The organism is Exiguobacterium sp. BRG2, from assembly GCF_031844245.1.
Classification (GTDB): domain Bacteria; phylum Bacillota; class Bacilli; order Exiguobacteriales; family Exiguobacteriaceae; genus Exiguobacterium_A.
In genome coordinates this window covers 395,483-419,096 of record NZ_JAUZUW010000001.1, presented here as the reverse complement: position 1 = coordinate 419,096, position 23,614 = coordinate 395,483, and the positions used below count along the sequence as shown (strand labels likewise).

The 23,614-nt window shown below is 47.3% G+C and carries 19 protein-coding genes, 1 pseudogene and 1 other annotated feature; of the genes and pseudogenes, 6 read left to right on the top strand and 14 right to left on the bottom strand.

The features are described from left to right. Positions 1-49 precede the first annotated feature (49 nt). Entirely contained in the window at positions 50-1,297 is a 1,248-nt protein-coding gene (locus Q9R23_RS02105; protein ID WP_311246327.1) for a lysine N(6)-hydroxylase/L-ornithine N(5)-oxygenase family protein, read from the top strand. A gap of 80 nt (positions 1,298-1,377) precedes the next feature. Here the strand turns inward: Q9R23_RS02105 and Q9R23_RS02100 are convergent, their stop codons facing one another. Beyond that, positions 1,378-2,238, bottom strand: a complete 861-nt coding sequence (locus Q9R23_RS02100; protein WP_311246326.1) for a DUF4003 family protein — start codon at positions 2,236-2,238, stop codon at positions 1,378-1,380. A gap of 124 nt (positions 2,239-2,362) precedes the next feature. Continuing rightward, complete coding sequence (locus tag Q9R23_RS02095; RefSeq protein WP_290782029.1) at positions 2,363-4,075, bottom strand: ABC transporter ATP-binding protein; 1,713 nt, start codon at positions 4,073-4,075, stop codon at positions 2,363-2,365. 194 nt (positions 4,076-4,269) lie between these two features. Here Q9R23_RS02095 and Q9R23_RS02090 point away from each other — a divergent pair, with 194 nt between their 5' ends. Beyond that, complete coding sequence (locus Q9R23_RS02090; protein WP_311246325.1) at positions 4,270-5,703, top strand: C40 family peptidase; 1,434 nt, start codon at positions 4,270-4,272, stop codon at positions 5,701-5,703. A 296-nt stretch (positions 5,704-5,999) separates the two neighbouring features. Here Q9R23_RS02090 and Q9R23_RS02085 read toward each other — a convergent pair whose 3' ends face one another. After that, positions 6,000-7,190: a helix-turn-helix domain-containing protein gene (locus tag Q9R23_RS02085; RefSeq protein WP_290782024.1), complete on the bottom strand. Its 1,191-nt coding sequence runs from the start codon at positions 7,188-7,190 to the stop codon at positions 6,000-6,002. 120 nt (positions 7,191-7,310) lie between these two features. Here Q9R23_RS02085 and Q9R23_RS02080 point away from each other — a divergent pair, with 120 nt between their 5' ends. Further along, positions 7,311-8,579, top strand: a complete 1,269-nt coding sequence (locus tag Q9R23_RS02080) for an MFS transporter (protein ID WP_290782022.1) — start codon at positions 7,311-7,313, stop codon at positions 8,577-8,579. 19 nt (positions 8,580-8,598) lie between these two features. Here the strand turns inward: Q9R23_RS02080 and Q9R23_RS02075 are convergent, their stop codons facing one another. Then, positions 8,599-9,609 (bottom strand): LLM class flavin-dependent oxidoreductase, encoded by a 1,011-nt coding sequence (locus tag Q9R23_RS02075; protein WP_035408770.1) that lies wholly within the window; start codon positions 9,607-9,609, stop codon positions 8,599-8,601. 163 nt (positions 9,610-9,772) lie between these two features. On the opposite strand from Q9R23_RS02075, the gene Q9R23_RS02070 reads away from it, so the two are divergent. The 3 genes and pseudogenes from Q9R23_RS02070 to Q9R23_RS02060 all read left to right on the top strand — a co-directional run bounded on the left by Q9R23_RS02070 (position 9,773) and on the right by Q9R23_RS02060 (position 11,637). Beyond that, positions 9,773-10,258 carry a pyridoxamine 5'-phosphate oxidase family protein gene (locus Q9R23_RS02070; RefSeq protein ID WP_290782020.1) on the top strand — a complete coding sequence of 162 codons (486 nt, stop codon included), beginning with the start codon at positions 9,773-9,775 and terminating at the stop codon, positions 10,256-10,258. A 117-nt stretch (positions 10,259-10,375) separates the two neighbouring features. Continuing rightward, a pseudogene (locus Q9R23_RS02065) lies at positions 10,376-11,344 on the top strand (cation diffusion facilitator family transporter). Beyond that, the gene (locus tag Q9R23_RS02060) at positions 11,341-11,637 is read left to right on the top strand and encodes an MGMT family protein (protein WP_214855320.1); all 297 of its coding nucleotides are present in this window, start codon (positions 11,341-11,343) and stop codon (positions 11,635-11,637) included. The pseudogene Q9R23_RS02065 and the gene Q9R23_RS02060 overlap by 4 nt, the downstream one beginning before the upstream one ends. A 63-nt stretch (positions 11,638-11,700) precedes the next feature. Here Q9R23_RS02060 and Q9R23_RS02055 read toward each other — a convergent pair whose 3' ends face one another. The 10 genes from Q9R23_RS02055 to Q9R23_RS02010 all read right to left on the bottom strand — a co-directional run bounded on the left by Q9R23_RS02055 (position 11,701) and on the right by Q9R23_RS02010 (position 23,561). Further along, complete coding sequence (locus tag Q9R23_RS02055) at positions 11,701-12,231, bottom strand: pyrophosphohydrolase domain-containing protein (RefSeq protein WP_214855318.1); 531 nt, start codon at positions 12,229-12,231, stop codon at positions 11,701-11,703. A gap of 51 nt (positions 12,232-12,282) precedes the next feature. After that, a complete protein-coding gene (locus tag Q9R23_RS02050; protein WP_311246324.1) occupies positions 12,283-13,932 on the bottom strand; it encodes an aromatic amino acid hydroxylase in 1,650 nt (549 codons plus the stop codon). A 60-nt stretch (positions 13,933-13,992) separates the two neighbouring features. Then, positions 13,993-14,197, bottom strand: a binding site (T-box leader). 70 nt (positions 14,198-14,267) lie between these two features. Further along, entirely contained in the window at positions 14,268-15,413 is a 1,146-nt protein-coding gene (locus Q9R23_RS02045; protein ID WP_035408788.1) for an FUSC family protein, read from the bottom strand. A gap of 105 nt (positions 15,414-15,518) precedes the next feature. Next, complete coding sequence (locus Q9R23_RS02040; protein WP_035408791.1) at positions 15,519-17,453, bottom strand: PTS fructose transporter subunit IIABC; 1,935 nt, start codon at positions 17,451-17,453, stop codon at positions 15,519-15,521. Positions 17,454-17,470: 17 nt separating this feature from the next. Beyond that, entirely contained in the window at positions 17,471-18,391 is a 921-nt protein-coding gene (gene pfkB, locus Q9R23_RS02035; protein WP_311246323.1) for a 1-phosphofructokinase, read from the bottom strand. Next, on the bottom strand, positions 18,388-19,134 hold the full coding sequence (locus Q9R23_RS02030; RefSeq protein ID WP_290782013.1) for a DeoR/GlpR family DNA-binding transcription regulator: 747 nt from the start codon (positions 19,132-19,134) through the stop codon (positions 18,388-18,390). The genes pfkB and Q9R23_RS02030 overlap by 4 nt, the downstream gene beginning before the upstream one ends. Before the next feature lie 287 nt (positions 19,135-19,421). After that, positions 19,422-20,246, bottom strand: coding sequence for a fumarylacetoacetate hydrolase family protein (locus Q9R23_RS02025; protein ID WP_290755477.1), 825 nt, complete (start codon positions 20,244-20,246; stop codon positions 19,422-19,424). A gap of 241 nt (positions 20,247-20,487) precedes the next feature. Beyond that, complete coding sequence (locus tag Q9R23_RS02020) at positions 20,488-20,940, bottom strand: hypothetical protein (protein WP_214855308.1); 453 nt, start codon at positions 20,938-20,940, stop codon at positions 20,488-20,490. 197 nt (positions 20,941-21,137) lie between these two features. Beyond that, complete coding sequence (locus Q9R23_RS02015) at positions 21,138-22,580, bottom strand: SulP family inorganic anion transporter (RefSeq protein WP_311246322.1); 1,443 nt, start codon at positions 22,578-22,580, stop codon at positions 21,138-21,140. Between the two features lie 72 nt (positions 22,581-22,652). Further along, complete coding sequence (locus tag Q9R23_RS02010) at positions 22,653-23,561, bottom strand: TetR/AcrR family transcriptional regulator (protein WP_214855302.1); 909 nt, start codon at positions 23,559-23,561, stop codon at positions 22,653-22,655. Positions 23,562-23,614 lie beyond the last annotated feature (53 nt).

The window sequence follows — 23,614 nt, the reverse complement described above, 5'->3', positions numbered from 1 at the left end:
CCTTTTCGGGTATTGTTTTAGAACAATATCGAATTGGGAGGCTTTTTCTATGTATGACTTAATCGGCATCGGCATTGGTCCGATGAATTTAGGATTGAGCGCACTGGCTCATCCGACAGATTTAAAAACGTTATTTTTTGACGAAAGCGAACAATTCTCATGGCATCCCGGCATGATGATTCAGGACTCGATGATGCAGACAAGCTTCATCTCCGATCTCGTCACACTTGCTGATCCGACGAGCGCATTTTCTTACCTTAATTACTTACGATCGATCCAACGTCTCCACACGTTTTACTTCTATGAAAAACTTCTGATTTCAAGACAAGGTTACAATGATTACTTACGCTGGGTGGCGACACAGCTTAATGATTTACGATTTTCAACTCGCGTCGTCGATGTGCAAGATACCGGTGATAGTTTTGAGGTCCTCGTCGAAGATGTCACAACTGGTAAACGGGAAACGTTCGAAGCACGGAACGTCGTCATCGGTACTGGCTCAAAGCCAGCGATTCCAGACACGTTTGACGAGCGTGTCATTCACAATACACAGTATGTCATGAACAAGGCAGAACTGTTGCAGCGCAAAAAAATCAGTATCGTCGGCTCCGGTCAAAGTGCTGCCGAAATCTTCCTTGATCTTTTGACGACACCTGCTCCAAAGCGTCCTGAACTCGAATGGATTGCGCGTTCGACACTGTTTGAGACACTCGAGACCGGTAAACTCGGAGAAGAAATTTTTTCACCGAGCTATGTGACGTATTTCAACCAACTCCCACTCGAAGTAAGACAAGAGTCGGTCAAGAAATTCGCCCGGTCTCAGAACGGCATCAGTCCAGAGACCCTGCAATCAATCTATGCCCATCTCTATGATTTGACGGAAGAAGAACAGCAACAAGTCGCGATTCGCGCGAATCTTGAAGTGAAAAAGATTACCTATGACGAACGGTTCACGATCGCGATGCAACATCAAGAGCTCGAAGATGAACGCTCGTCCAAAACAGATGCTGTCATCGCGGCAACCGGCTTTTCGCCATCCCTTCCAAGCTTCATTGATCGACTCGATATCGTGTTCGAAGCACCCAACGCTTGGAAAGTCGACGCGGACTATCAAATCGTGCGTTCCGTCGAGACGGCGCATCATCTTTACGCAACCGCTAATTTAGAGTTATCACATGGTCCAGCAGCTGATAATCTCGGCATGTCTGTTTCGCGGAATCAGTTGATCTTGAACGCTGTCGCCGGTACGGAACTTTATCCGGTCGAACAACATGCGACGTTTACGACGTTTGATTAAGTCAGATGAGCATACAGTAAAACGGACGAGGTATGGTGCGCGCCATACCTCGTCCGTTTTGTCTATTTCAATGCTTCACGTCACGGTTTTTTCGTTAGTTCTAGTGCAGCCAGTAACAATAACGTAGCTTGCACCCGTGTCACTCCTGATTTAGCCAGTAACAGATGAAAGGCAATCAACCAGTTGACTTCGTCTGAAAAACGATTCCGTGCCCGCTCCCGGTCGACGATCCGGGTCACGTAAATCCAATCAACACGTTCCATCGATGGTAATAACGCAAGAAGCGGCATTAAACGATCCCAAATAATGATTTCTCTTCGCTCTAACAGTTCCCGCCAAGCAACGATTCGTTCTTGTTGCGCTGACGCATCCGGATGCGCTGCTAAGATCTGCGCCGTAATGACACGTTCACTCGTCCGTTCCATATATTGCGCAAGCCACTCTTCAAACGTATCAACGCGTTCTAAAAACGTATCTGGTAGTGGGTGCTGTTCAAGCAAGGTCGATGTCACGACGTATTGTTTCGCGGCATTTAGATGAGGTCGTGTCGCATGCAAGCGCTCCATGTAAGGGAACGCATCAATCACTTGTCGCCGGTTCAGCACTTCGTTGAGTGCAAAAAATGGGCGGACTCCTTTATCACGAATCAAGCGATGTTTAATCTTCTTTTCCGCGACGATGATTTCTTCGATGAGAACATCGGGATCCGTGCTATTCAATTGAACATGGGCGACAAGTAACGGTGTATAGCGGCTCCGAAGTGCTGAAAAACGCGACGTCTTATGTTTGATCGTCCGCATCAGCCGTTCGTAGACATTCTGTTCAAAAACGGTATCATGAATCGTGTAGGACAGCGCAAAAAAACGATGGAAATCATGTGACGATTCCTCCCGTAAGACGGGATAACTCTCATCATAGTTCTCACAGAATTGACCGTACATCCTTCCACCTCGCCTTCTTTTCTATAAATCGTTTTCCCTAAAATTGGTTTGTACAACCTTATTTTTAGACGAACAAAAAAAGGCGACAGAACATGTCCGTCGCCTCTCATTCTTTCAATTTGATTCAAACTCGTTGTCTCTCTAACAGACGGGAGAAGTAACCACCTTGATCCATTAGTTCATCATGCGAGCCTTCTTCGACGATGCCGTCCTTCGTGACGACGAAAATCTTATCGGCATTTCGAATCGTTGCTAAACGGTGGGCGATAACGAGCGTCGTCCGGTTCTCAGACAGCTCGGCAAGCGATTCTTGAATCAGTGCTTCCGTTTCTGTATCAAGGGCAGACGTCGCTTCATCAAGAATCAGAATCGGCGGGTTCTTCAGGAACATCCGCGCGATGGCGAGTCGTTGCTTTTGTCCACCCGACAATTTGAGTCCCCGTTCGCCGATTTGTGTCGCATACCCATCAGGTAGATCCGCGATCACCGGACCGAGATGGGCACGTTCTGCCGCTTGCACGATGTCTTCGTGCGTCGCATTCAAATCACCGTAGGCGATGTTTTCAGCGATCGTCCCTGAGAACAAAAAGACATCTTGCTGGACGATCCCGATTTGTTGTCGCAGAGACTCCTTCGTCATCTGCCGGATATCGATTCCGTCAATCGTGATTGCGCCATCTAGAACATCGTAAAAACGTGGAATCAACGAACAGATCGTCGTCTTCCCTGCCCCGGACGTTCCGACGAATGCGACCGTCTGACCAGGTTCGACCGTCAGATTGATGTGTTCTAAGATTAGACGATCCGCTTCATATCCGAATGCGACATCCTTGAACGTGATGCCACCGTTCAAGCGATCAACAACGAGCGCATCTGGCGCATCAGGTAAAGATGCATCTTCATCAATCATCGAAAGGAACCGCTTAAAGCCAGCCATCCCTTTCGGATACATCTCAAGCAATGCCGTAATCTTATCGATTGGCTTCAATAAGATATTCATGTAGAGAATGAAGCCGACGAGTTCTCCTGCCGTTAAGGCTTCGCGATGTGTCAAGTACGCACCGACGACTAAGACGGCAAGTGTCATCAAACGAGTCATCAAGTAGATGCCGGACAGGCTCTTACTCATGACCTTGTAGGCATTGATCTTCGACTGCCGGAACGTCGCGTTGTCTTTTTCAAAACGCTCGATTTCGTAAGCTTCGTTCGTGAACGACTGGACGACACGGACACCGGAAACACTGTCCTCGACGCGTGAATTGACTTCCGCGATATTACCGTACATCCGGTCCCATGATTTATTCATCCGGACGTTCGCATAGCTGATCAGCCAGATCAGGAATGGTACGGCAATGATTGTCACGAGCGCGAGTGGCACGTTGATCGTCAACATGATCGAGAATGCACCAAGCAAGGTCATGACGGCAATGAACGCATCTTCCGGACCATGATGGGCTAGTTCCCCGATATCAAACAAATCATTCGTGATCCGGCTCATGATATGACCCGTCTTCGTATTGTCAAAGAAACGAAACGACTGTTTCTGGACATGACTAAACAACTGACGACGCATATCGGTCTCGATGTTAATCCCGAGCTTATGTCCGAAATAGTTGACGACGAATTGCATCAGCGTACTGATGACGTAGAGCGCTAATAATCCGACGCTGACGAGGATGATCCAGTTCATCTCACCGTTTGGCAACAAGGAGTCGATGAACCACTGGACTGCGAGTGGAAAAGCAAGTTCTAACACCCCGACGAATAAGGCAGATATGAAATCGAGCCAGAATAAACGTTTATGTGGGATATAATATTGATAAAAACGGTGTAACATGTGTAGCCTCCTTCCGAGTACTTCTAGTGTACTTGAACTTTTTTGAAAATACTCCTTCTACCTATTCATTTTTTGAAAAACGGTATTACAGTTTTCCAGACAAAAATTATATTTTTAATTCAGGGGAATCAGCACTTTTTATGACAAAATGGTAACAACGATTTTTACCTATCTCTTGGAAGGAGCTATGTCACGTGAAAAAGACCGTTCTCGCCCTCACGACGCTCGCTTTGGTCGGTACCACAATTCCGGTTTCAGCCGCGTCAACGACACTGACTTTGACGGATAACGTCAACATTCGCACGGCTGCCTCGACTTCCGCGAAGGTCATCACGACGCTAAAAAAAGGTACGAAGCTGACAGCTGTCAAGAAAGTCAACAGCTGGTATGAAATCCGCTATCAGTCGAAACCAGCTTTCATTACTTCAGCATACGTCAAAGCAACGACGGAAAAGGCTCCGACAACTACGACCTACATAACGAACACCGATGCCGTCAACGTCCGGCAAAAAGCAACGACGAGTTCGAAATCACTCGGAAAACTGGCAAAGAATACTGTCTTGACTGTTCAGAAACAATCAGGTGATTGGTACCAAATCACATATAAGAAACAAACGGCCTATGTCCATGCGACGTTAGTCAGCAAAAAGACGTCGAACGTCACGACAAATTCAAAACCACCCGCAACGACTCCCGTCAAAAAAGTCGTTAAAGCGGTTGATCGATCAAAAGTCTACACGGTTAATGCGAAGGAAGGCTTGAACGCACGGACTGCTGCAGCGACGAACGCAAAAATCTACAAGACATTACCGCATCAGACGGTGCTCGATGTCACAGGTGCGGTTGATTCGTGGTACCAAGTCAAGCTTGACGGAAAAGAAGCATATGTCGCTTCGACCTATGTCAAAGCTTCAACAAAAGCATCACCACCAACAACACCGACGACTCCTGGAGTCTCTTTGACGCCAGTTGATGCCTCGAAGACGTATCGCGTCAATGCCCCAACCGGTCTGAATGTCCGTACGTTGCCTTCGACGTCGTCTAAAGTTTTCACACAAGTCGGACACGGTTCGACAGTCAATGTCACGGGTGAAACGACAGGTAAAGATAGCGGCTGGTACCAGATCAAGATCGGAACGTGTCTCTACTATGTCGCGAAGAGTTACATCACGACGGGATCCGTCACGACGACGCCTCCGGTCACTCCGACGACACCACCTGTGACGACCGTTCCCGGTTCGACATTGATGGAACGTGCCATTTCGATTGGGCAACAATATCTCGGAACACCATACGTTTGGGGATCTAGTAATCCAGTCAACGGTGGCTTCGACTGCTCTGGCTTCATCAACTACACGTTGAATGCCGCTGGCTATTCTGTCGGACGGACGAACGTCAACGGTTACTGGAATGATGACCGGTATCTTGGGGCGAAGCTCTCGAAACTGCGTCAACCGGCACGCGGCGATATCATCTTCTTCGAAAACACGTATGCCGCTGGTCCAACGCATATCGGCATCATGTTGAACAACGATCAGTTCATCCATGCGAACACACCATCACTCGGCATCAGTCGTCTTTCAGAACGGTACTGGACACAAAAACTGTTAGGCTTTAAATCACTTTAAGACATTTTTCATCCATCCCTTGGGGTGGATGTTTTTTTGTCTTACCGCTTCTCTTTTGGATATACTGGATATGGAAAGGATGTGTCCGCATGTCTTACAAAACACTTTATGTCCGACTTCTCTTTCTTGCCTTATTGATTTTTGGTGGCTCGATGCTCTTATTATATCCAGACGGGAGACGTCTATATCGGTCACTTGATCGTTTCCGTCGCCGCATGCGTCTTATTGATTTTCAGAAGAACGACATCCTCACACGAACAGGCATGAAGCGCACTCGCTTCATGCCTGTTTTTTCGTCATTGAACATTAACCAATGCTTGTATCTCTCGCTCAAGATCGCCTTTGAGCCGTTCACTTTGAAGGTCATCCTTCAATCGTAAAACATCCTCCAGTCGTTCCTGACCAATCCCTCGTTGCATCGCCAGTACGAGAGTCTGTAACATCATCGCTTGGTCGAATCCACTCGCGGCAAGCCACGCATCTTGCATCTCCCATATCTTATCGACGCTCTGCTGCAGCGTCTGATTCGATAATTCGATGCCGTTGACAAGGAGATGGACTTCGAGTTGTCCGATGTAATGCTTCGCGTCATCGATCGCTACAGTGACGAGTCTTTCCCACGCCATCTGCATGCCGTTCGTATCATTTTCGAAAATCGCGATGAGTCCTTTCGTCAAATCGACTTCGATCCGTCCAACGGCAGTCGTTTCACTAAATGCAAAAAACTGTTCCAATCGATCAAACTCCTGCTGTGATTGTTCGATTTCTCCTTCCAGATATAAAAACAGTCCGAGGAAACGTTGAAACGAAACGACATGATAATAGACATCTTGCTCTCGCATGTACTGAACCCCTTCACGCAATAAGGCGATCGCTTCTGTATAATGATCATCGAACAAACTTGCTCGAAGTGCACGCAAGATTTGGAAATTTAAATAGGTTTTTGGCGCCAGTGGAATCTCACGTGGTACATCCATTGCTTCGATCAGCTCGTACGCTTCCTTCGTCCGTTTGAGATTGAACAAAAAATAGACTGTCGAGATCTGAACGAGCAACTGCTCATCTTGGCGACCGAGCTGTTGAAAAATTCGCTCTGCTTTCTCGTAATATGTCAAACCAAGCTCCGGGTCAGACGCTCGGAGGGCATCGCCGTATTTATGGTAGACCTGCCCTTGCCAATAGGAAGTCGTTTTTGGAACCAAGTAAGGTTCTAGAAGTTCCTGAATTTTTTCGTCTGAAAAATATGGGGTATGCCGTGAACGGATTGTTTCGATGAGTTCCCGCATCTGAACATCGCGCGGATCGAGCATTAATTCTTCGACTGTCACCTGTAATCGCCTAGCAATCGCCTGTAATGCGGGTACAGACGGTGTCGCTTTCCCGTTTTCGACCATACTGAGCATTGACTTCGTGATGATGCCGGTCGCAACGTCCGTTTGCGTCATTTTTTTCTGTTTTCGGATCTGTTTGATACGTTCCCCTAACACACCGGTCACTCCTTTTATCATAAAAGTTAAATTATATTGAACTTTATCTTTACATTTTTCTTCCACTCCTTTATTCTACACTAAAGTTCAATATAATTTAACTCTGAAGGAGTGAACATGATGTCATTTAATTTAAAACGTGTCTTATTCGGAAAGTTTTGTTCGTTGTTCGCAGCTAGTCTATTCACGTTCGTCGCTGGACTGACCGTCTTACGGGAAACGTCATCTGGTCTTCAGTTCGCGCTCGTCCTGCTTGCAGGATCGGTGCCACGGATTTTGCTCTCACCGGTTGCTGGTGTCCTTGCTGATCGTTGGAACCGGAAACGAATCATCGTCATGACCGAAAGCTTAAGTGCACTCGTCTTGTTTGGACTTTTGCTCTATTCGTTACAAGCCCCTCTACATACCGTTCATTACATCGTCGCGAGTGTGCTCTTGACGAGCCTGTCGACGTTCCTGTCCGTTACCTTATCAAGCTCGTTACCGCGACTCGTAGCAGAAGAGGAGTTACAACGCGGGAACGCGCTTTTCTCGACGATTCAATCGACCTCAACGATCACTGCACCACTCGTTGCGGGATTGCTTATCGCCACAGTCTCCATCACGCAATTCTTGATCTTACCGTTTCTCCTGTTTGCTTCTGCTGCCTGGTGGAATAGCCGTCTCCGCTTTCTTGCAGTGGATACCTCTCCTCTGGCTACTACTAATACTCCGTCTTTCGTCTCGGAGTTTAAAGAAGGCTACCGCTATCTGTTCCGTCAACCGGTATTGACGACACTCGTCCTGATGGCGATCGTCCTGAACTTCTTTTTTGTCGCTTTCGAAATCTTGTTACCAATCGTTTTGCTCGATCGACTGCAATTCACGCCATTTCGGTTTGGATTAGTCGAGTCCGCACTGGGTGCTGGTCTTCTTGTCGCTTCGTTGCTTCTTGCCTTACCTCGCTTTACCGTGAAACGTCCGTTACGGACGATATTCGAGTCGCTCTTTTTAATCGCCTCTTGTTATGCGCTTCCTGCACTTGCCCTACTCGGCTATGTTCCATCTGCTCTACTATTACCTTTTTTCATGATTCTATTGTTCATCGACGGCATGCTCGTCTTACGGATGAACATCCCACTACAGCTCATCGTTCAAAAACAGACCGATCCGGCTTACCTCGGACGTGTCATCGGTGTCCTTGAATCGGTCGCCATGGCGATGATGCCGATTGGTACCCTATTATTTGGTTTACTGAGTGATCATGTGTCTATCATCGTGCTACTTGCAGTCGGTACAGTCGGCTTGTTCGGTGCAGCGTTATTCGGATTCTTCCGATTGCGTAAAGACATCGTATCCGAACGCATTCCAGTAGTAGACGCAAAAAACACGTCCTCCCTCACTTCGTGAGAAAGGACGTGCGTATAAATCAGACTGTCGCTTTGACAGCGTCCATGATTAATTTTAATGATTGTTGTTTTGCTTGTTTGTCTGCGATCATCGAAGCAATCATCACTTCGTCCGTTCCATATGAATCGGCAAGCTCTTGTAATTGTTTCGCAACGGATTCCGGGTTACCGACGATCATCCGTTTCCGATTTTCAGCAATCCGGAACTGATCTTGGAACGTATACGGATACGCTGCTGCTTCTTCCGGTGTCGGCGTTCCTGTTGACGAGACCCCTTTTTCGAGTAAGAGCAGAGATAAATCAAGGCTTGACGCCAAACGTTCTGCTTCTTCCGTCGTTTCGGCACATGTCACGAAGATCGAAACGAGTGTTTGTGGTGTCTCATTAAACGACGTCGCCATGAAATTATGACGATAGTAATCCATTACTTCCTGACCACCCTGTCCATTGATGAAGTGAGCAAAGGCAAATCCGAATCCGCGTTGTGCGGCGTTCAAGGCACTACCACCACTTGATCCGAGCAACCAGCCTTCTGGTGTCGTATCGACTTCTGGTGTTGCGACGAGTCCCGCGAACCGATGTCCGGCAGGTGCCCCGTCTTTCAAGTAATCAACGAGATCATCAAGTTGCTCACCATAATCAGCTCCACCAAACCGTGGCGACGAACCTTCTTGTAACGCACGCGTCGCAAGCGGCATACCGCCCGGTGCCCGACCGAGACCGAGATCAATCCGGTTCGGAGCAAGTCCTTCGAGGACACGGAAGTTCTCCGCAACTTTGTAGGCACTGTAATGTGGCAACATAACACCGCCTGAACCAAGGCGAATCTGTTTTGTCACGGCTGCCATATACGCGATCAAGACTTCCGGACTCGAACCGGCTAGTGTTTTTGCAAAGTGGTGCTCGGATACCCACAGGCGATGATAACCGAGTTCGTCCGCGATTTTCGCGAGCTCGACCGTTTCGTGTAAGGCATCAGATGGGGATTGTCCTTTAGAGACCGGGGATTGGTCTAAAATACTAAGTTTCATATATGTCTCTCCTTTTTCTTTCGAATGCGTACTTACACTGTACGCCTCCACGTTGTACCGTGCAACGAAACTGCTTCTTTCCGTCATGGGGACGTTTTCATTTTGAAATTCAGGGAACAATCCTTACGTGAGCATAAAAATCTAACGAATGAGGTGGAGCTACATGTCAACGCATACTACGAATCAAGAAGCAGTCGAAACGGTCAAGAAACTGATCGATAAAATCGAGACAGCGATGCTGACGACGATTTCAGCAGAAGGACTCGTATCGCGTCCGATGCAGACACAGGATATCGAATTTGATGGCGACCTCTGGTTCCTCACTTCAAAAGAAACGGACAAGTATCAAGAATTACTTAAGAATCCGAGTGTTAACGTCGCGTACGTCGACAAATCATACGTCTCGATTCGTGGGACAGCAGAACTCGTCGAAGACATCGAACGAAAAAAAGAGCTCTGGAGTCCACGTTACGAAGCATATCTTGGAACGACATACGAAGATCCGAAAGTCGTCTTGATCAAGGTCAACACGGAAGCTGCTGAGTACTGGGAAACAGGAAACACGACAAAGTCCGTCAAACAAGTTTTGAAGAAAGTCGTCGGCAAAGACGATGAGAACGAAATCAATAAAACAATCGACTTGTCTTGACCAGTTAAACCCGCGCAGCTTGCGTGGGTTTTTTCATGTGAAGATAGTCGTTTTTCTCAAAATGATGTAACATAATAAAATGAACTAATACGTAACTTAACTAAAAGGAGTACAATCATGGGAGAATTTTTTACGTTATTACGCCGGGGTAACCGGTCTGCGTTGACGGCAGGCATCGTCAACTCTATCATCGCCATCATCAAGGCAATTGCCTACGTCCTGACGGGAAATGTCGCGATGTTCGCCGAAATGATGCACACGCTCGGGGATGCTGCCAACCAATTTTTCGTCTTCATCGGTTCTGCCCTCAGTAAAAAGGCACCGACGAAACGGTTCCCGAACGGCTTTGGTCGTCTCGTCAATCTCGTCTTGCTCGGTGCCATCCTCTTCGTCGGCATCATGGCCTACGAAACGATTCATGAAGGGATTGCCCACATCATCGAACCGACAGAATCGACAGGCTTCTGGATCACGTTATCTGTTTTATTCGCAGGTGTCGTCTTAGAAAGTGGTGTGTTCTTTAAAGCGATGCAGGAAATCGCGCATGATGCGAAACTGGACTAAAAAGGACCACGCCTCATCCTCGACAGCTTCCGGTCACTCAAACAAGCAAAACCCGCGACACGCCTTGTGTTCCTTGAAGACTTAGTCGCAACGGCTGGCGGGATCGTCGCGATGATCGCCGTCATCATCTCGCATGTGACACCGTTTCATCAGGCAGAAGGAATTGCTTCGATCCTGATCGGGCTGATGATGTTTTACGTCGTCGGAAACGTCTTCCTGCAAAACGCAGCTGGTGCACTTGGTGAAGCCGATGAGACGATGGCAGCACGTCTCGGCGGACTGATCATGAAAGACCCAGACGTCAAGGACATTAGTAAACTGGAAGTTATTAAGGAAGGCGATCATTTCCACGTCGAAGTTGAAATCGAAGTTGATCCAACGTTGACGATCGCTCAAGCAGACGACATCAAGGACCGCCTTGAACTTCAGATTCGACTACAACAAGGCATCATTGATGTGACGATCGGCTTTGACGAAGACGATAAGATTCAACAATATGTCATCGCTTCTGACGAGTCATGACTCCGTTTACGCAAGATGTTCTGACGATCATTCGCTCGATTCCTGCTGGTCAGGTCATGACGTACGGGCAAGTCGCCCGACTCGCTGGTCATCCGCGTAGCGCACGACAAGTGGCGCGGATTCTTCACAGCATGAGTAAGACGGAACGTCTACCGTGGCACCGCGTGCTTGCTGCTGGTGGAAAACTATCACTTGAAGGCGATGAACAGCGACTTGCGCTTGAAGCAGAAGGTGTCGAGTTCCTCACCGCCCGTCAACTTGATTTATCGCGTTATCAAGTAAGAAGCGAATAGATACAACAAGAGAGGGATGACCGGTTCGCAGACCAGTCATCCCTCTCTTTTTATCGTAATGAATCAAGCTTTTGACGTACTCGAAGCCGCAGCAATTTGTCGACGTACTTCTGCTTCAAGCTGTGGTTCCGGTGGTTGCCAGCCTTCTGGTTTCATGACCTTTTGGTCAGATTCTCGGAAGATTGGTTTTCCGTCCGGTCCAAGCTTCGCCATGTTGGCACGTTGAACGATCTCGAACAATGGAGCCGGATCAAGCCCGATCTCAACAAAGCTTCCCATGATGAAGTAGAGCGCGTCCGTCAAGGCATCCCCTTGTCCAACGAGTCGTTCGACATCTGTTTCAGGTTGTTTCATCTGGAGCGATTTTTCGACCGCTGTATCAAGCCCTGACTTGAAACGTTCGATTGCCTCGAGGAACTCTGCTTCACTCGTCGCCGTTTGATGCAAGAACTCAACGACCGCTTCTTCCGCCGTCCAGGTCGAGCGTTTAATCCCACGATCAACCGTCATTGGTGTTGGCGTCGTTGCACCAGGGTGTGAAAACACACGGTGGAATTCCTTTACGTCTTGATAATAGTTTGTCATACCGATCATCCCCTTTTACCGAATGTCTCCATTCTAACAGGTTCAGAACCGGAGTTCGACTCATTGATGAACGACGTCGAGTAATGCCATCCCGCGCGTGATTAATTCATCTCGCTGTTCGGACGTTGCTTTTAAGCGTTCGAGATCAGCGACAAGACGTGGTTGGTCGACTTCATCCGCCAACTCAAGTAATTCGAGGCGGAGTAACCAAGCGTCCGGTAACTGGACGAGTGTCTGGTCGATCAGTTGCGGCAACCGTTCCCGACCAGCACGTCCTTCGCGAATCTCACGAATAACTTCGAAGATTGGATCAGCCGCTGTCAACGGACGCTCGATTCGTTCGAACTCGATCGTTTCTGGAATCGGCTTCAGTGCTTCAACTTCCGTTCCCGGGAATGCTGACGTGATGTCACCGACGATCAATTCCATCCGGTCCATCGTCATCGTTTTCCCGTCGTTCGAGAGCGTTGCTGCTTCTAAAACGACGAGTGCCCGGTGACCATTGACGTTTTGAATTGCTGAGATGTCACCTGTGACATGAACATTTCCTTCCGCCCAGTCGAGACGTTCACCGACTTTGACTTGCATCAATACTTCGTTCAATTCCTTGCCGTGAAGGAGTGTAAAACCTTCCGGATGATCTGCAAGTCCTTGACCTGTCAACACTTCATCGTTCGCAGCAAGCGCTGTCGGTCCAGTCAGTTTGATGATATGCAGCGAATCGTGAATCTCTTGCGTTTCAGGAACACCGACGAGTGAGAGACCGCTGTCGAAGACGAGCGTTGACAGATTGCCCGATTCAACGGCTTTCGTTAGTCCGTGGATGCCACCGCGAATGTAGGACATCGATTGAGCGAATTCTTCGAGTGCGTCGCGGAGTTGTTCAAACGATTCACAGACGAAGAGTTCTTTTTGCATGCTCGTCACGTCATGTTTCGTCGCAAGTGCTTTCTCAAGCGAGAATGGATGTTTAACGACCGCGTTCGTCAAACAATGGCGACTTTCACCGACTGATGATAGAAGACCTGCCCCGTAGATTTGCGGGTTGTCGATATCACCAATCAGACCGAATTCAACCGTCCACCAGAACAGACGTGAGATTTCGTTCGCTTCCGAAATCCCTTTGACGTGTGTCCGTGTCTCCGCAAGCTCAATTTCAGCTTGCTCGATATCGGCTGGCGTCGAGAATGGACTCTCTTTAACGATCGTCAATTTCTTGAGTGCCTTGAACACGTCATGCTCGGCTTTATGGTTAAAGGCATGTGCCCCTATCTCACCGAAGCGACGAACGAATTCCGCGTAGACAGGATTCATCAAGATCGGTGCATGCCCCGCTGCTTCGTGCAGAATATCCGGTGCTGGTGTATAGAGAATGTTATCGACCTTCCGGATGTCGGTTGCAATCGGTAATAAACCATGTCCTTGGAAATCGAAGAAGGCGACGCCAGGAATGAGACCATCAACAGCGACTGTTCCCCAGCCTCCACGGCTTAGGTTCGCTGTCATCTCACATACATCTGGAATCCGTTCCGGGCTGATGCCCGATGCAGCAAGCCCTTCGAGGTATGCTGGATGTGCTGTATCTTGTAACGTATTTAAATTCAGTCGCATGACGTATCTCCAAACGGCATGATCCGTTGGCGTGTAGTCTTCGTAGTGCTGTGGTGCGACATGTGGACGTAAGTGACTTGGAATGATTGGTGTAGACATATAAGTTCCCCCTTGAATGAATGTAAGATAACAAAAAAGCCCCTGCCGAACGTATCGTTCGACAGGGGCGACGAAAGCCGCGGTACCACCCTGATTACCCAGTCATCGACTGAGTCACTCATGATTGGGTTAACGGTTTGCTCCGCTCGCTTACGCAAGAAGCTCAGAAACTGTAATTCAACACCATCTGTGTACACGTTCGCAGCGCCACGTGCTCTCTGAAACAGGGAGATGGTCTTTACTTCGGTTTCATCATCGCTTAATCTTTCGTTCTGTTATGCTGTTATACTGTTATGCTTTTAGCAAGTAAAGTATCGTTAAGGAGGACTATACGCTTACTTTTTACTTTCGTCAATGGCTTTTTTACGTTTGAATCGATTAAATGTTTTATCACGGACTGATTTTTGTTCGATCGTCAGTGATGTGATATGGCGACGAAGCCCACCATTGAGCCGTTTTTCAAAGGATTCGAGTTCTTGTATCCACTCGTTCATCGAGACGACGATCGGTAAAATTTCCATGATGACTTCTTCCTCGAGTTCATCACGATCGAGAAAAGAGTGCTTGACGAAGGCAATGTTCTCTTTGACGAGATCCTCCATCGCGAGCGGTTCTTCCGTCAACAGGAGATCGTATGTCAGCAAGACTTTCTCTTGTCGCTGGGCGATATGCATCAAGTGATAGAACAGTTCACTTCGAAGATCGTCTGCAATCGAATCAAGTGCCTTCTCTCGTTCTCTAAAGCGCTCTGCCGTCGCGACGCCACGTTCGAGGCACGATTGCATATGTTTGAGGATCAGCAGGTTCCGTAGAAGCGAGGCATGCTTCTGACGCGTTCCTCTAATTTCTTCCTTGTGTAGGTTGAACAGGTTTTGTGTCTCAAGGAGCGAACGCCCCATCTTATCGATTGCTGCCCGATATGGGGTGACCTTGCCTTCAAAGGCAATTGCTCGCGTGACGACGAGTAGTTTCTCAAAGAGTTTCGTCGCTTTCTGGTAATAGACATTGCCGTAACGTGGCGGGAAAATCAACGCATTGATGCCGAGTGCACAACCAATCCCGAGCATGACGAGCAAGTAGCGGATCAAAACGACTTGCCAAAGTGGTTCGGTCGCAGTCGCGACACTTTCGAGAATGACGATGATCATCAAGACGACGTGTGGAATCGTCCGCCCGAAACCAAAAGCTAGCAAGATCGAAATTGCTGCCATGATGACGATCCCGATCGCAAGCGGATTCGCCGGGTTATCGCCTAAAATCCAAAGTGCGAGTAACGTCAAAAAGGCACCAATCAAGTTGGCCTCTGCTTCCTCGAGAAATTGTTTCCATGTCTGATAGACCGAAGGCAGGAGTGTCGTCGCTGCCGAGATCGCAGGCAGGATTGGGCTGAGGTTGAACAGATTACTGATCAACAGCGCCAAGATGACCGCGAGACCTGTCTTTATGGTCCGTGGTCCGATTTGTAAGGATTGTCCACCCATGTCCATCCCTCCTTCTTATTCAGTATGCCCTCTATTCTTCACCGTTAGCCGTCAAAATTCAACAAAAAATCCCCTCCGCTTAAAAACGGAGAGGATTTAGTTGAATTATGATGCTTTCGTACCTGTTCCTTCTGTCATTTCCGCTTTCGCGACCGATTGGTCAACAAGCGGTTTTTTGAGGAAGGATAGGATTGCCGCACCGACGAGTGAACCGATGAGGATCGCACCCGCGTAACCGACGATTGCCATGACCGTACCTGATGGACCATCAAGTAACGGGAAGACGAAGATACCGCCGTGTGGTGCAGGGAGCAAGACGCCGAAGACGATCGTCAACGCACCAGCAATCGCTGAACCGATGACGCTTGACGGAATGACGCGCAGTGGATCGGCTGCAGCGAATGGAATCGCACCTTCTGTGACGAACGATGCGCCCATTGCGTAAGCAGCAATTCCTGCTTCACGTTCTTGCGGCGTGAATTTCTTACGTGCGAACAATGTGGATGAGAAGGCAACGATGAGTGGTGGAACCATACCACCTGCCATGACAGCTGCCATGACTTCCGTGTTACCTGCTGTAAGAGCAGCTGTACCGAAAACGTATGCTGTTTTGTTGATTGGACCACCCATGTCGATTGCCATCATCGCTGCGACGAGCATACCGAGGAGGATTGCGTTTCCACCACTGAGTCCGTTCAATGAATCTGTGAGCCATGTCATGAACTTCGCAATCGGCTCATTGATGACGAGCAACATGATCATTCCTGTGATGAATGAACCAAACAGAGGATAGAGCAAGACTGGTTTGATTCCTTCAAGTGCTGCTGGAAGACCTTTGAATACTTTAACAAGCAAGAGTACGACGTACCCGGCAAGGAAACCGGCAATCAATCCGCCGAGGAAACCAGCGTTACCGTTGCTTGCAAGGAAACCAGCGATTAGACCAGGAGCAAGACCTGGTTTATCAGCGATCGACATCGCGATAAATCCAGCGAGGATCGGAATCAAGAGACCGAACGCGGCTTTCCCGATCGTCATCAATTGCGCAGCGAACTCATTGTACGATGGATCTTTTGGGTTAGCAGAGTTGATACCCCAGAAGAAGCTGATTGCGATCAAGAGACCACCTGCAACGACGAGTGGTAACATCGCGGATACCCCACTCATCAAATGTTTGTAGAATCCGCCACGAGCTGGTTTTGAGCTTTCGCTTGAACCGCTCGCTTTATAGACAGGTGCATCCTGTTTGACGGCACGGTTGATCAATTCTTGTGGTTTCCGAATTCCTTGTGCAACTGGTACTTCAACGACGTGTTTACCGTTAAAACGATCCATCTCAACTGCTTTATCCGCTGCGACGATGATGGCTGTCGCATCGTTGATATCTTGTTGTGTCAAACCGTTCTTGACGCCTGTCGATCCGTTCGTCTCGACTTTGATACGGACACCCATCTCTTCCGCTTTTTGACGAAGGGCATCAGCTGCCATATACGTGTGTGCGATTCCTGTCGGACAAGCTGTGACGGCAAGGATATATGGTGCGTCTTGATCGACGTTGTCGCTTGAGACGTCAACTGGACCTTCTTCTTCGCGTTCCTTCGCTTCGATTGCTGCGATGACTTCGTCTTTCGTTTTAGCCGCAAGGATCGTATCGCGGAAGTTCATATCCATTAAATAAACGGATAGTTTCGAAAGTGTTTCAAGGTGTGCATTATCTGCGTTCTCACCCGCCGCAATCATGAAGAACAACCGACTTGGTTGACCGTCGAGTGCTTCGTAGTCAACGCCTGCCGAACGCCCGAAAGCGATTGCTGGTGTTTTGACCGCTGCTGTTTTTGCGTGTGGGATGGCAATACCTTCTCCTAAACCTGTCGTACTTTGCGCTTCCCGTGCGAGAATTGCTTCTTTATATGCCGAGCGATCGTTTAGTTTTCCTGCCCGATCGAGGACGTTGACGAGTTCATCGATGACAGCGGCTTTAGATGACGCTTGTAAATCGAGTTGAATCGTATCACGTGTCAAGAGATCAGTAATTTTCATGAGTAGTCACACTCCTTTTAGGATTGAATGAGTTCAACGACGTTGACGTCTTTGATGAGACGATCGATATCTTCTTTCGTACAAAGACCGAAGGAATAAGCAGACGCGCTGCCAGTCGTTACCGCATAGCGGAACGCTTCTTCTGGTGTTTTGCCGAGCGCGTGGCTGGCGACGAATCCAGCGACGAGTGAATCTCCGGCACCGACGGAATTGACGAGCTTTCCTGCCGGTATGTTTGCCGTGTAGGCACCTTGACGATTGACGAGCAGTGCTCCGTCTCCTGCAAATGAGATAACGACATTCTCGGCACCACGCTCGACGAGCTGTTGCGCATATGGAACGGCCATCTCCTTCGACGTAATCTCGACGTCGAAAATTTCACCGAGTTCATGGTGATTCGGCTTGATTAAAAATGGACCGAGCGGTAAGACTTCAAGCATCGCTTCCTTCGTCGTATCGACAGCGAAGCGGACGTTCCGTTCATTCAAGATCGTCGCGATATGACGATAGAGATCATGCGGTAGACTGCTTGGGATACTGCCTGCGAAGACGACGATGTCACCGGCTTGCATCGTCTTGAATCGGGATAATAAATGCTCCAGCTCTTCCGGTTGAATCTTCGGTCCCGCTGCATTCAGCTCAGATTCTTGATCGGCACGAATCTTTACGTTGATCCGCGTCTCATCTTGAATCGGTGTGAAGTCCGTTAACACGCCTCGTTTCTCGAGTTCCGTCCGGATGAATTGTCCGGTACTTCCTCCAAGGAATCCGAGTGCTTGTGTTTCTACCTCATAGTTTTTTAGGACGAGAGAGACGTTGATTCCTTTCCCTCCGGCCACTTTTTCCGCCTGTTCGACACGATTGACTTGTCCTGCCTCAAATACCGGTAACGTGACATAATAGTCGATTGATGGGTTGAGTGTCAGTGTATAAATCATTTCGCGTTCACCACCTCTGTGTATTGACTGTATTTCGCTTCTTGCTCACTGGATGTCGTCGTGATGATCGTCGCCGCTTGCAAGGACGCCACCCGACTGAAGCTGATCGCATCCAGCTTCGTCTCATCGACGAGTACATACGATTGTTTTGCTAATTCGATCGCTGTCTTCTTTACGAGTGCCTCTTCCGGATCTGGTGTCGTGAAGCCTTGTGCTGGATGAACACCGTTCATCCCAAGGAACGCGACATCAAAATGGTAAATCAACATTCCTTCACGTGCGTTGTAACCGACGAGTGCCTGCGTTGAATGCTTGAGTTGCCCTCCGACGACGAACGTCGGGATACGGTGATAGAGTAACGTGTTCGCTAGAGGAAGACTGTTCGTTACGACCGTAATCGCCTTCTCTTCGAGATACGGAACGATGGCAAGCGTCGTCGTTCCGGCATCGAGATAGACATACATACCGTCTTCAATCAGGTCGGCAGCCGCTCGCGCGATCCGTTCCTTCTCTTCGACATGTTGGTCACTCTTCTCGAAGTAACTCAGTTCTTCAATTTGCAAATGATTTGCTGTTGCTCCCCCGTGCACTCGACGCAGGTGACCTGCTGTCTCGAGTTGTGATAAATCCCGACGAATCGTGGATTCACTCGCACCGGTTTGTTCGACGATCTTTTGCATCTTGACGACTTCTTCTCGGGCTAAAAGCTCAAGGATGAGTTGATGGCGTTTTTTGGTTAACATAAGGTTTCCCTCCGCATCTTTAATATAAAGCGTTTACATATAAAAATCAATCAAAAACGTTCAAAATTTATATAAATTCTTTATAAAACGTTCAAAATACGACTTTTTTCGACATGAAACCGTTCTTATAGTTTCATTATACATCAAAAACAGTCATTTTATGACTGTTTTATTTTTTGAAATCAATCATTTTTTAAATTTTTGACGATTTTCACAAAATAAAAAACCACTTTCCAAAGTAACTTGGAAAGCGGTGAATGCAATTCAATCAATTCGGTCATCTTCGTTCACTGGACTTCATTTTGTAAACGACCGATTCCTTCAATCGATACTTCGACGACATCCCCTGTCTGAAGGTAGACCGGTGGTTTCATACCATGTCCGACACCAGCTGGAGTTCCTGTCGCGATGACATCTCCGGCTTCAAGCGTCATCCCACGTGACACTTCCACTAAAATCGTTACGACGTCACGCAACATTAAGGCGGTTGATCCTGACTGTCGGAGTTGCCCGTTCACACGTGTCTCGACGAGGACGTCACTTGGATCAAAGCTATCCGCTGAGACGATGACCGGTCCAAACGGACAGAACCCATCGAGTGATTTACCACGGAAGAACTGGACGTGTTCTTTTTGTAGATCCCGTGCCGTCACGTCATTGACAATACTGTAGCCAAACACATGATCAAGCGCATTTTCTGGTGTCAGATCACGCCCCGTCTTGCCGATGATGATGGCGAGTTCTCCTTCATAATCCAGTTGCTTCGTCAAATCCGCATGCCGTTCGATTGGTTCGAACGGACCAACGATCGATGTCGGTGCTTTCGTGAACAAGACGAATTTCCCCGCTCCCGCTGTATCCATCTCCTTGATGTGATCGGCGTAGTTCTTGCCGACACATATGACGTTTCGTGCCGGTACATAAGGTGTGAGCTGTCGTACATCCCCTTTAAGTAGTGGCGCGATATCTAAATCAAGGTCAACTTCGAACTCACGTGAAATCACTTCAAACAATGAATTCGTATAGACTTGTGCCGTCACATCATATGTAGAGCCATCCCGTTCAACCCCGATACCTACTTTTCCTTCTTGCTCAAATCGAAACCATTTCATTCTAATTGCCCCCTTTGTTTTTAGTATAGCGAAACTGAAAACACGTCGCACTTATCCTCTCCAGCACATGTTCAATCCTCAAATCGTTTTACTATTATTTTTAGTGATAAAACATAATTCATACATGGTATTCAGTCATTCTTTGACTTTTAGTTCGTTTCAACAGTTGAAGATCATATAGATATCTTATAAATCATATCGGACGAGTAGTAGGTTTGAATGTTAAAACATCACACATCATTTATTCTTGTGATAAGAAGTTAAATTTTTCTATAGGAATATGATGAATATTTATAGGACACTTGTACTTTTCTAATACATTTTGGAGTAAAGGAAAAATTTCATCCAAATTATTTTTATGTTTGAAATTACCAATAACTTCAATATCCAAATTCCATCGACACTCTTCTTTATCCTCTAAAAAACCACCTGCCACGGTACATAATTCATCATATGTTTCTTGAGTAACTTTCTCAGGTGAAATAATGATTGCTTTTATAAAATTATCATATCCAAAGTCGTCTTCCGAGATTCCATCAATATTTTTTAAATAAGGAAAATCGTCAATTGTGCTAGGACGTTGATAATCAATCAGTATCATGCAATAAATAGGTGGTGTTAAATAACCAGTTCTCAAAAAATATGCTTCGACCGACCTTAAATTGATTATTCTATTCAGGTGGTAATTTTTCATTTAGTGAACCTCGTTTATTTATTAGAGTGAGTTGAATTAAAGTTTTTTAACGTTAGTTCAGATAACTTTCTTTAATAGTTTACACCTTATCACATCATACAACTATCGGATATATAGTACTTATATGACTCGTCAAGATAATAGAAAGGGGTAGCATTCCCATGTACCTAGGAATGCTACCCCTTTGATAAAATTCATTATGCAATCCGTTGCGCTAATCGATCAACAAGAGCCTGAGACTCTTCATTTAATCCAACAAGTTCGACTTTTTTGCCGAGTCGTTCATATTTCAAGACGACGTTCTCGATCGCTTCGATGGCTGAATCATCAAATAAGTGACACGCTGAGAAATCGAGCGTGATGATCGATGATAGATCAGCATCGAGCTGGAACTGTTCCGCAAATGCAGTCGTCGACGCAAAGAATAACGGTCCACGGATCGTATAACGGACTCGTTCTGTTTGTTCCTTGCGCTCGACTTGGATGCGAGAAATTTTTGACGCGAATAATAACGCTGCAAGCAAAATCCCGACAAGGACACCCATCGATAAGTCATGCGTCAATACCGTCACGAGCACGGTCGCGAGCATGACCGCAGAATCACTTTTCGGTGACGTCTTGAGCATCTTGAATGATCCCCAGTCAAACGTCGCATACGAGACGAAGAACATGACGCCGACGAGCGCTCCCATTGGAATCGTCATCAATAGATCGTTCATCGTGAACATCAATAGCATCAAAAACACACCTGCTGTCAACGTCGACAAGCGACCGCGTCCACCGGATGTGACATTGATGACTGATTGCCCGATCATCGCACAACCTGGCATTCCACCGAACATACCGGCGATGATGTTCGCAATTCCTTGTCCGCGCGATTCCATCGCTTTGTTCGACGTCGTATCCGTCATTTCATCAACGATTCGTGCTGTCAGTAACGATTCGATCAAACCAACGAATGCGAGTGACAAGGCATATGGGAAGATGATTTGAAGCGTCTCGAGTGAGAACGGGACATCTGGCAAGAAGAAGCTTGGTAACGCCGCTTCGATTTGTCCCATATCCCCGATGACACGGGTATCAAGCGAAAAGACGACTGTTAATACCGTCATGATCGTGATCGCAACAAGTGGTGCCGGAATCGCTTTCGTGACCCGTGGAAATAACAAGATGATGGCGAGTGACGCGGCGACCATCGCATACATGATCCAGTTTTGCCCTTCGAACTGTGGCAATTGCGCCGAAAAAATCAGAATGGCGAGCGCATTGACGAATCCGACCATGACAGCTCGAGGAATGAATCGTAATAACTTGGCAATTCCTAAAAAGCCGAACGTGATTTGTAGAATTCCGGCAAGTATACCGGCAGCTAGCAGATAATCAACACCGTGATCTTTGACAAGCTGAACGACGACGAGTGCCATCGCGCCAGTCGCAGCCGAAATCATTCCAGGGCGACCACCAGCAATCGAGATGACAATTGCAATGATAACGGAAGCGTATAGCCCAACCATCGGGTTGACACCAGCGATCAGCGAAAACGCGATTGCTTCCGGGACGAGTGCTAAGGCAACGACGATTCCGGACAACAAATCCGCTTTTGGTTGCAAGAACCACTCTTTTTTCCATTGAGTAAACATATGATGATTGAGACCCCTTTTCTAACATGAATGATCTCAGTGTAATTGGATTAGTTCCAAAAAGCAACCTTTTTAGGAATTTTTGGTCCGAATGCGGGCAATCTCATCGACCATCGTTTTATAAGTCGCCATGATTTCCTGGCCCGCGAAGACCGGATCTTCATCCATCGTCTCGAGTGCCCGGCGCAGGAGATGGATTTTCGGTTTCTTACGTTCGAGCAATTCCTCATAGATGAAATCGAGAACTTCTTCATGTGCTTCCTTCGATTCTTCGGAAATCGAAGACAAGGTGATCAAACGCTTCATGTGTTCGCTCGTCTTTTCGAATAAATCCTTCCGAATGACGACTTCATCTTGTGGACGATCGAGCCAGACCGATAGGAATCGTGGCGGAATCAACTGTTCCTCCGTCCGACTAACGTCTTCGACGAGATGCGTCAACCGATTGAACACATAGCGGACGACCCGTTCCGGTTGAGTGTTCGGCTCAGATTGACGGAAGAAGTACATTGCATATTGCAACATCCCCGTATAAATGACTGCTAAATCTAGAAGGTACGGTTCCTTCGTCTGACCGAATAAATCACGTAATCGTTCGAACGTCCACTCGATCTCAAGAAGACGATTGTTTTCCATGAACGTCTTGAGTTCTTTTTCATTTGAAGCAATCGCCTCTTCGAACAATGTATATAGTTTATATTTTTGCATCAATTCCAAATAACAGTTTCCTTGTTGAATGAACGTCTCGTAATCCGAGACATCCCGTCCGACAAGAATTTCCTTACGCGCGATCCGCATTTTTTCAAAGACGGTATTAAAGACATCAATGAATAATTCGTTTTTAGAGGAGAAGTAATTATAGAACGTCCCTTTAGAAACGTTACTGTGTTCGAGAATATCCTGAATGGATGTCGATTGATAACCCTTTTCGACGAATAGTTGATAGGCAGCATCTAATAATTGTTTCTTTTTTGGATTCATGGTCTTGTCCTTTTCTGTTCATAATTGGTTCGACAACCACTTATTTTAGTGTA

Coding starts and splice junctions, on each gene's coding strand:
- Q9R23_RS02100 (WP_311246326.1), bottom strand. CDS start 2,238: ATGTACGGTCAATTCTGTGAGAACTATGATGAGAGTTATCCCGTCTTA.
- pfkB (WP_311246323.1), bottom strand. CDS start 18,391: ATGATTTATACACTGACACTCAACCCATCAATCGACTATTATGTCACG.
- Q9R23_RS02095 (WP_290782029.1), bottom strand. CDS start 4,075: ATGTTACACCGTTTTTATCAATATTATATCCCACATAAACGTTTATTC.
- Q9R23_RS02105 (WP_311246327.1), top strand. CDS start 50: ATGTATGACTTAATCGGCATCGGCATTGGTCCGATGAATTTAGGATTG.
- Q9R23_RS02010 (WP_214855302.1), bottom strand. CDS start 23,561: ATGAATCCAAAAAAGAAACAATTATTAGATGCTGCCTATCAACTATTC.
- Q9R23_RS02080 (WP_290782022.1), top strand. CDS start 7,311: ATGTCATTTAATTTAAAACGTGTCTTATTCGGAAAGTTTTGTTCGTTG.
- Q9R23_RS02030 (WP_290782013.1), bottom strand. CDS start 19,134: ATGTTAACCAAAAAACGCCATCAACTCATCCTTGAGCTTTTAGCCCGA.
- Q9R23_RS02015 (WP_311246322.1), bottom strand. CDS start 22,580: ATGTTTACTCAATGGAAAAAAGAGTGGTTCTTGCAACCAAAAGCGGAT.
- Q9R23_RS02055 (WP_214855318.1), bottom strand. CDS start 12,231: ATGATCGGTATGACAAACTATTATCAAGACGTAAAGGAATTCCACCGT.
- Q9R23_RS02070 (WP_290782020.1), top strand. CDS start 9,773: ATGTCAACGCATACTACGAATCAAGAAGCAGTCGAAACGGTCAAGAAA.
- Q9R23_RS02075 (WP_035408770.1), bottom strand. CDS start 9,609: ATGAAACTTAGTATTTTAGACCAATCCCCGGTCTCTAAAGGACAATCC.
- Q9R23_RS02060 (WP_214855320.1), top strand. CDS start 11,341: ATGACTCCGTTTACGCAAGATGTTCTGACGATCATTCGCTCGATTCCT.
- Q9R23_RS02050 (WP_311246324.1), bottom strand. CDS start 13,932: ATGTCTACACCAATCATTCCAAGTCACTTACGTCCACATGTCGCACCA.
- Q9R23_RS02045 (WP_035408788.1), bottom strand. CDS start 15,413: ATGGGTGGACAATCCTTACAAATCGGACCACGGACCATAAAGACAGGT.
- Q9R23_RS02020 (WP_214855308.1), bottom strand. CDS start 20,940: ATGAAAAATTACCACCTGAATAGAATAATCAATTTAAGGTCGGTCGAA.
- Q9R23_RS02040 (WP_035408791.1), bottom strand. CDS start 17,453: ATGAAAATTACTGATCTCTTGACACGTGATACGATTCAACTCGATTTA.
- Q9R23_RS02025 (WP_290755477.1), bottom strand. CDS start 20,246: ATGAAATGGTTTCGATTTGAGCAAGAAGGAAAAGTAGGTATCGGGGTT.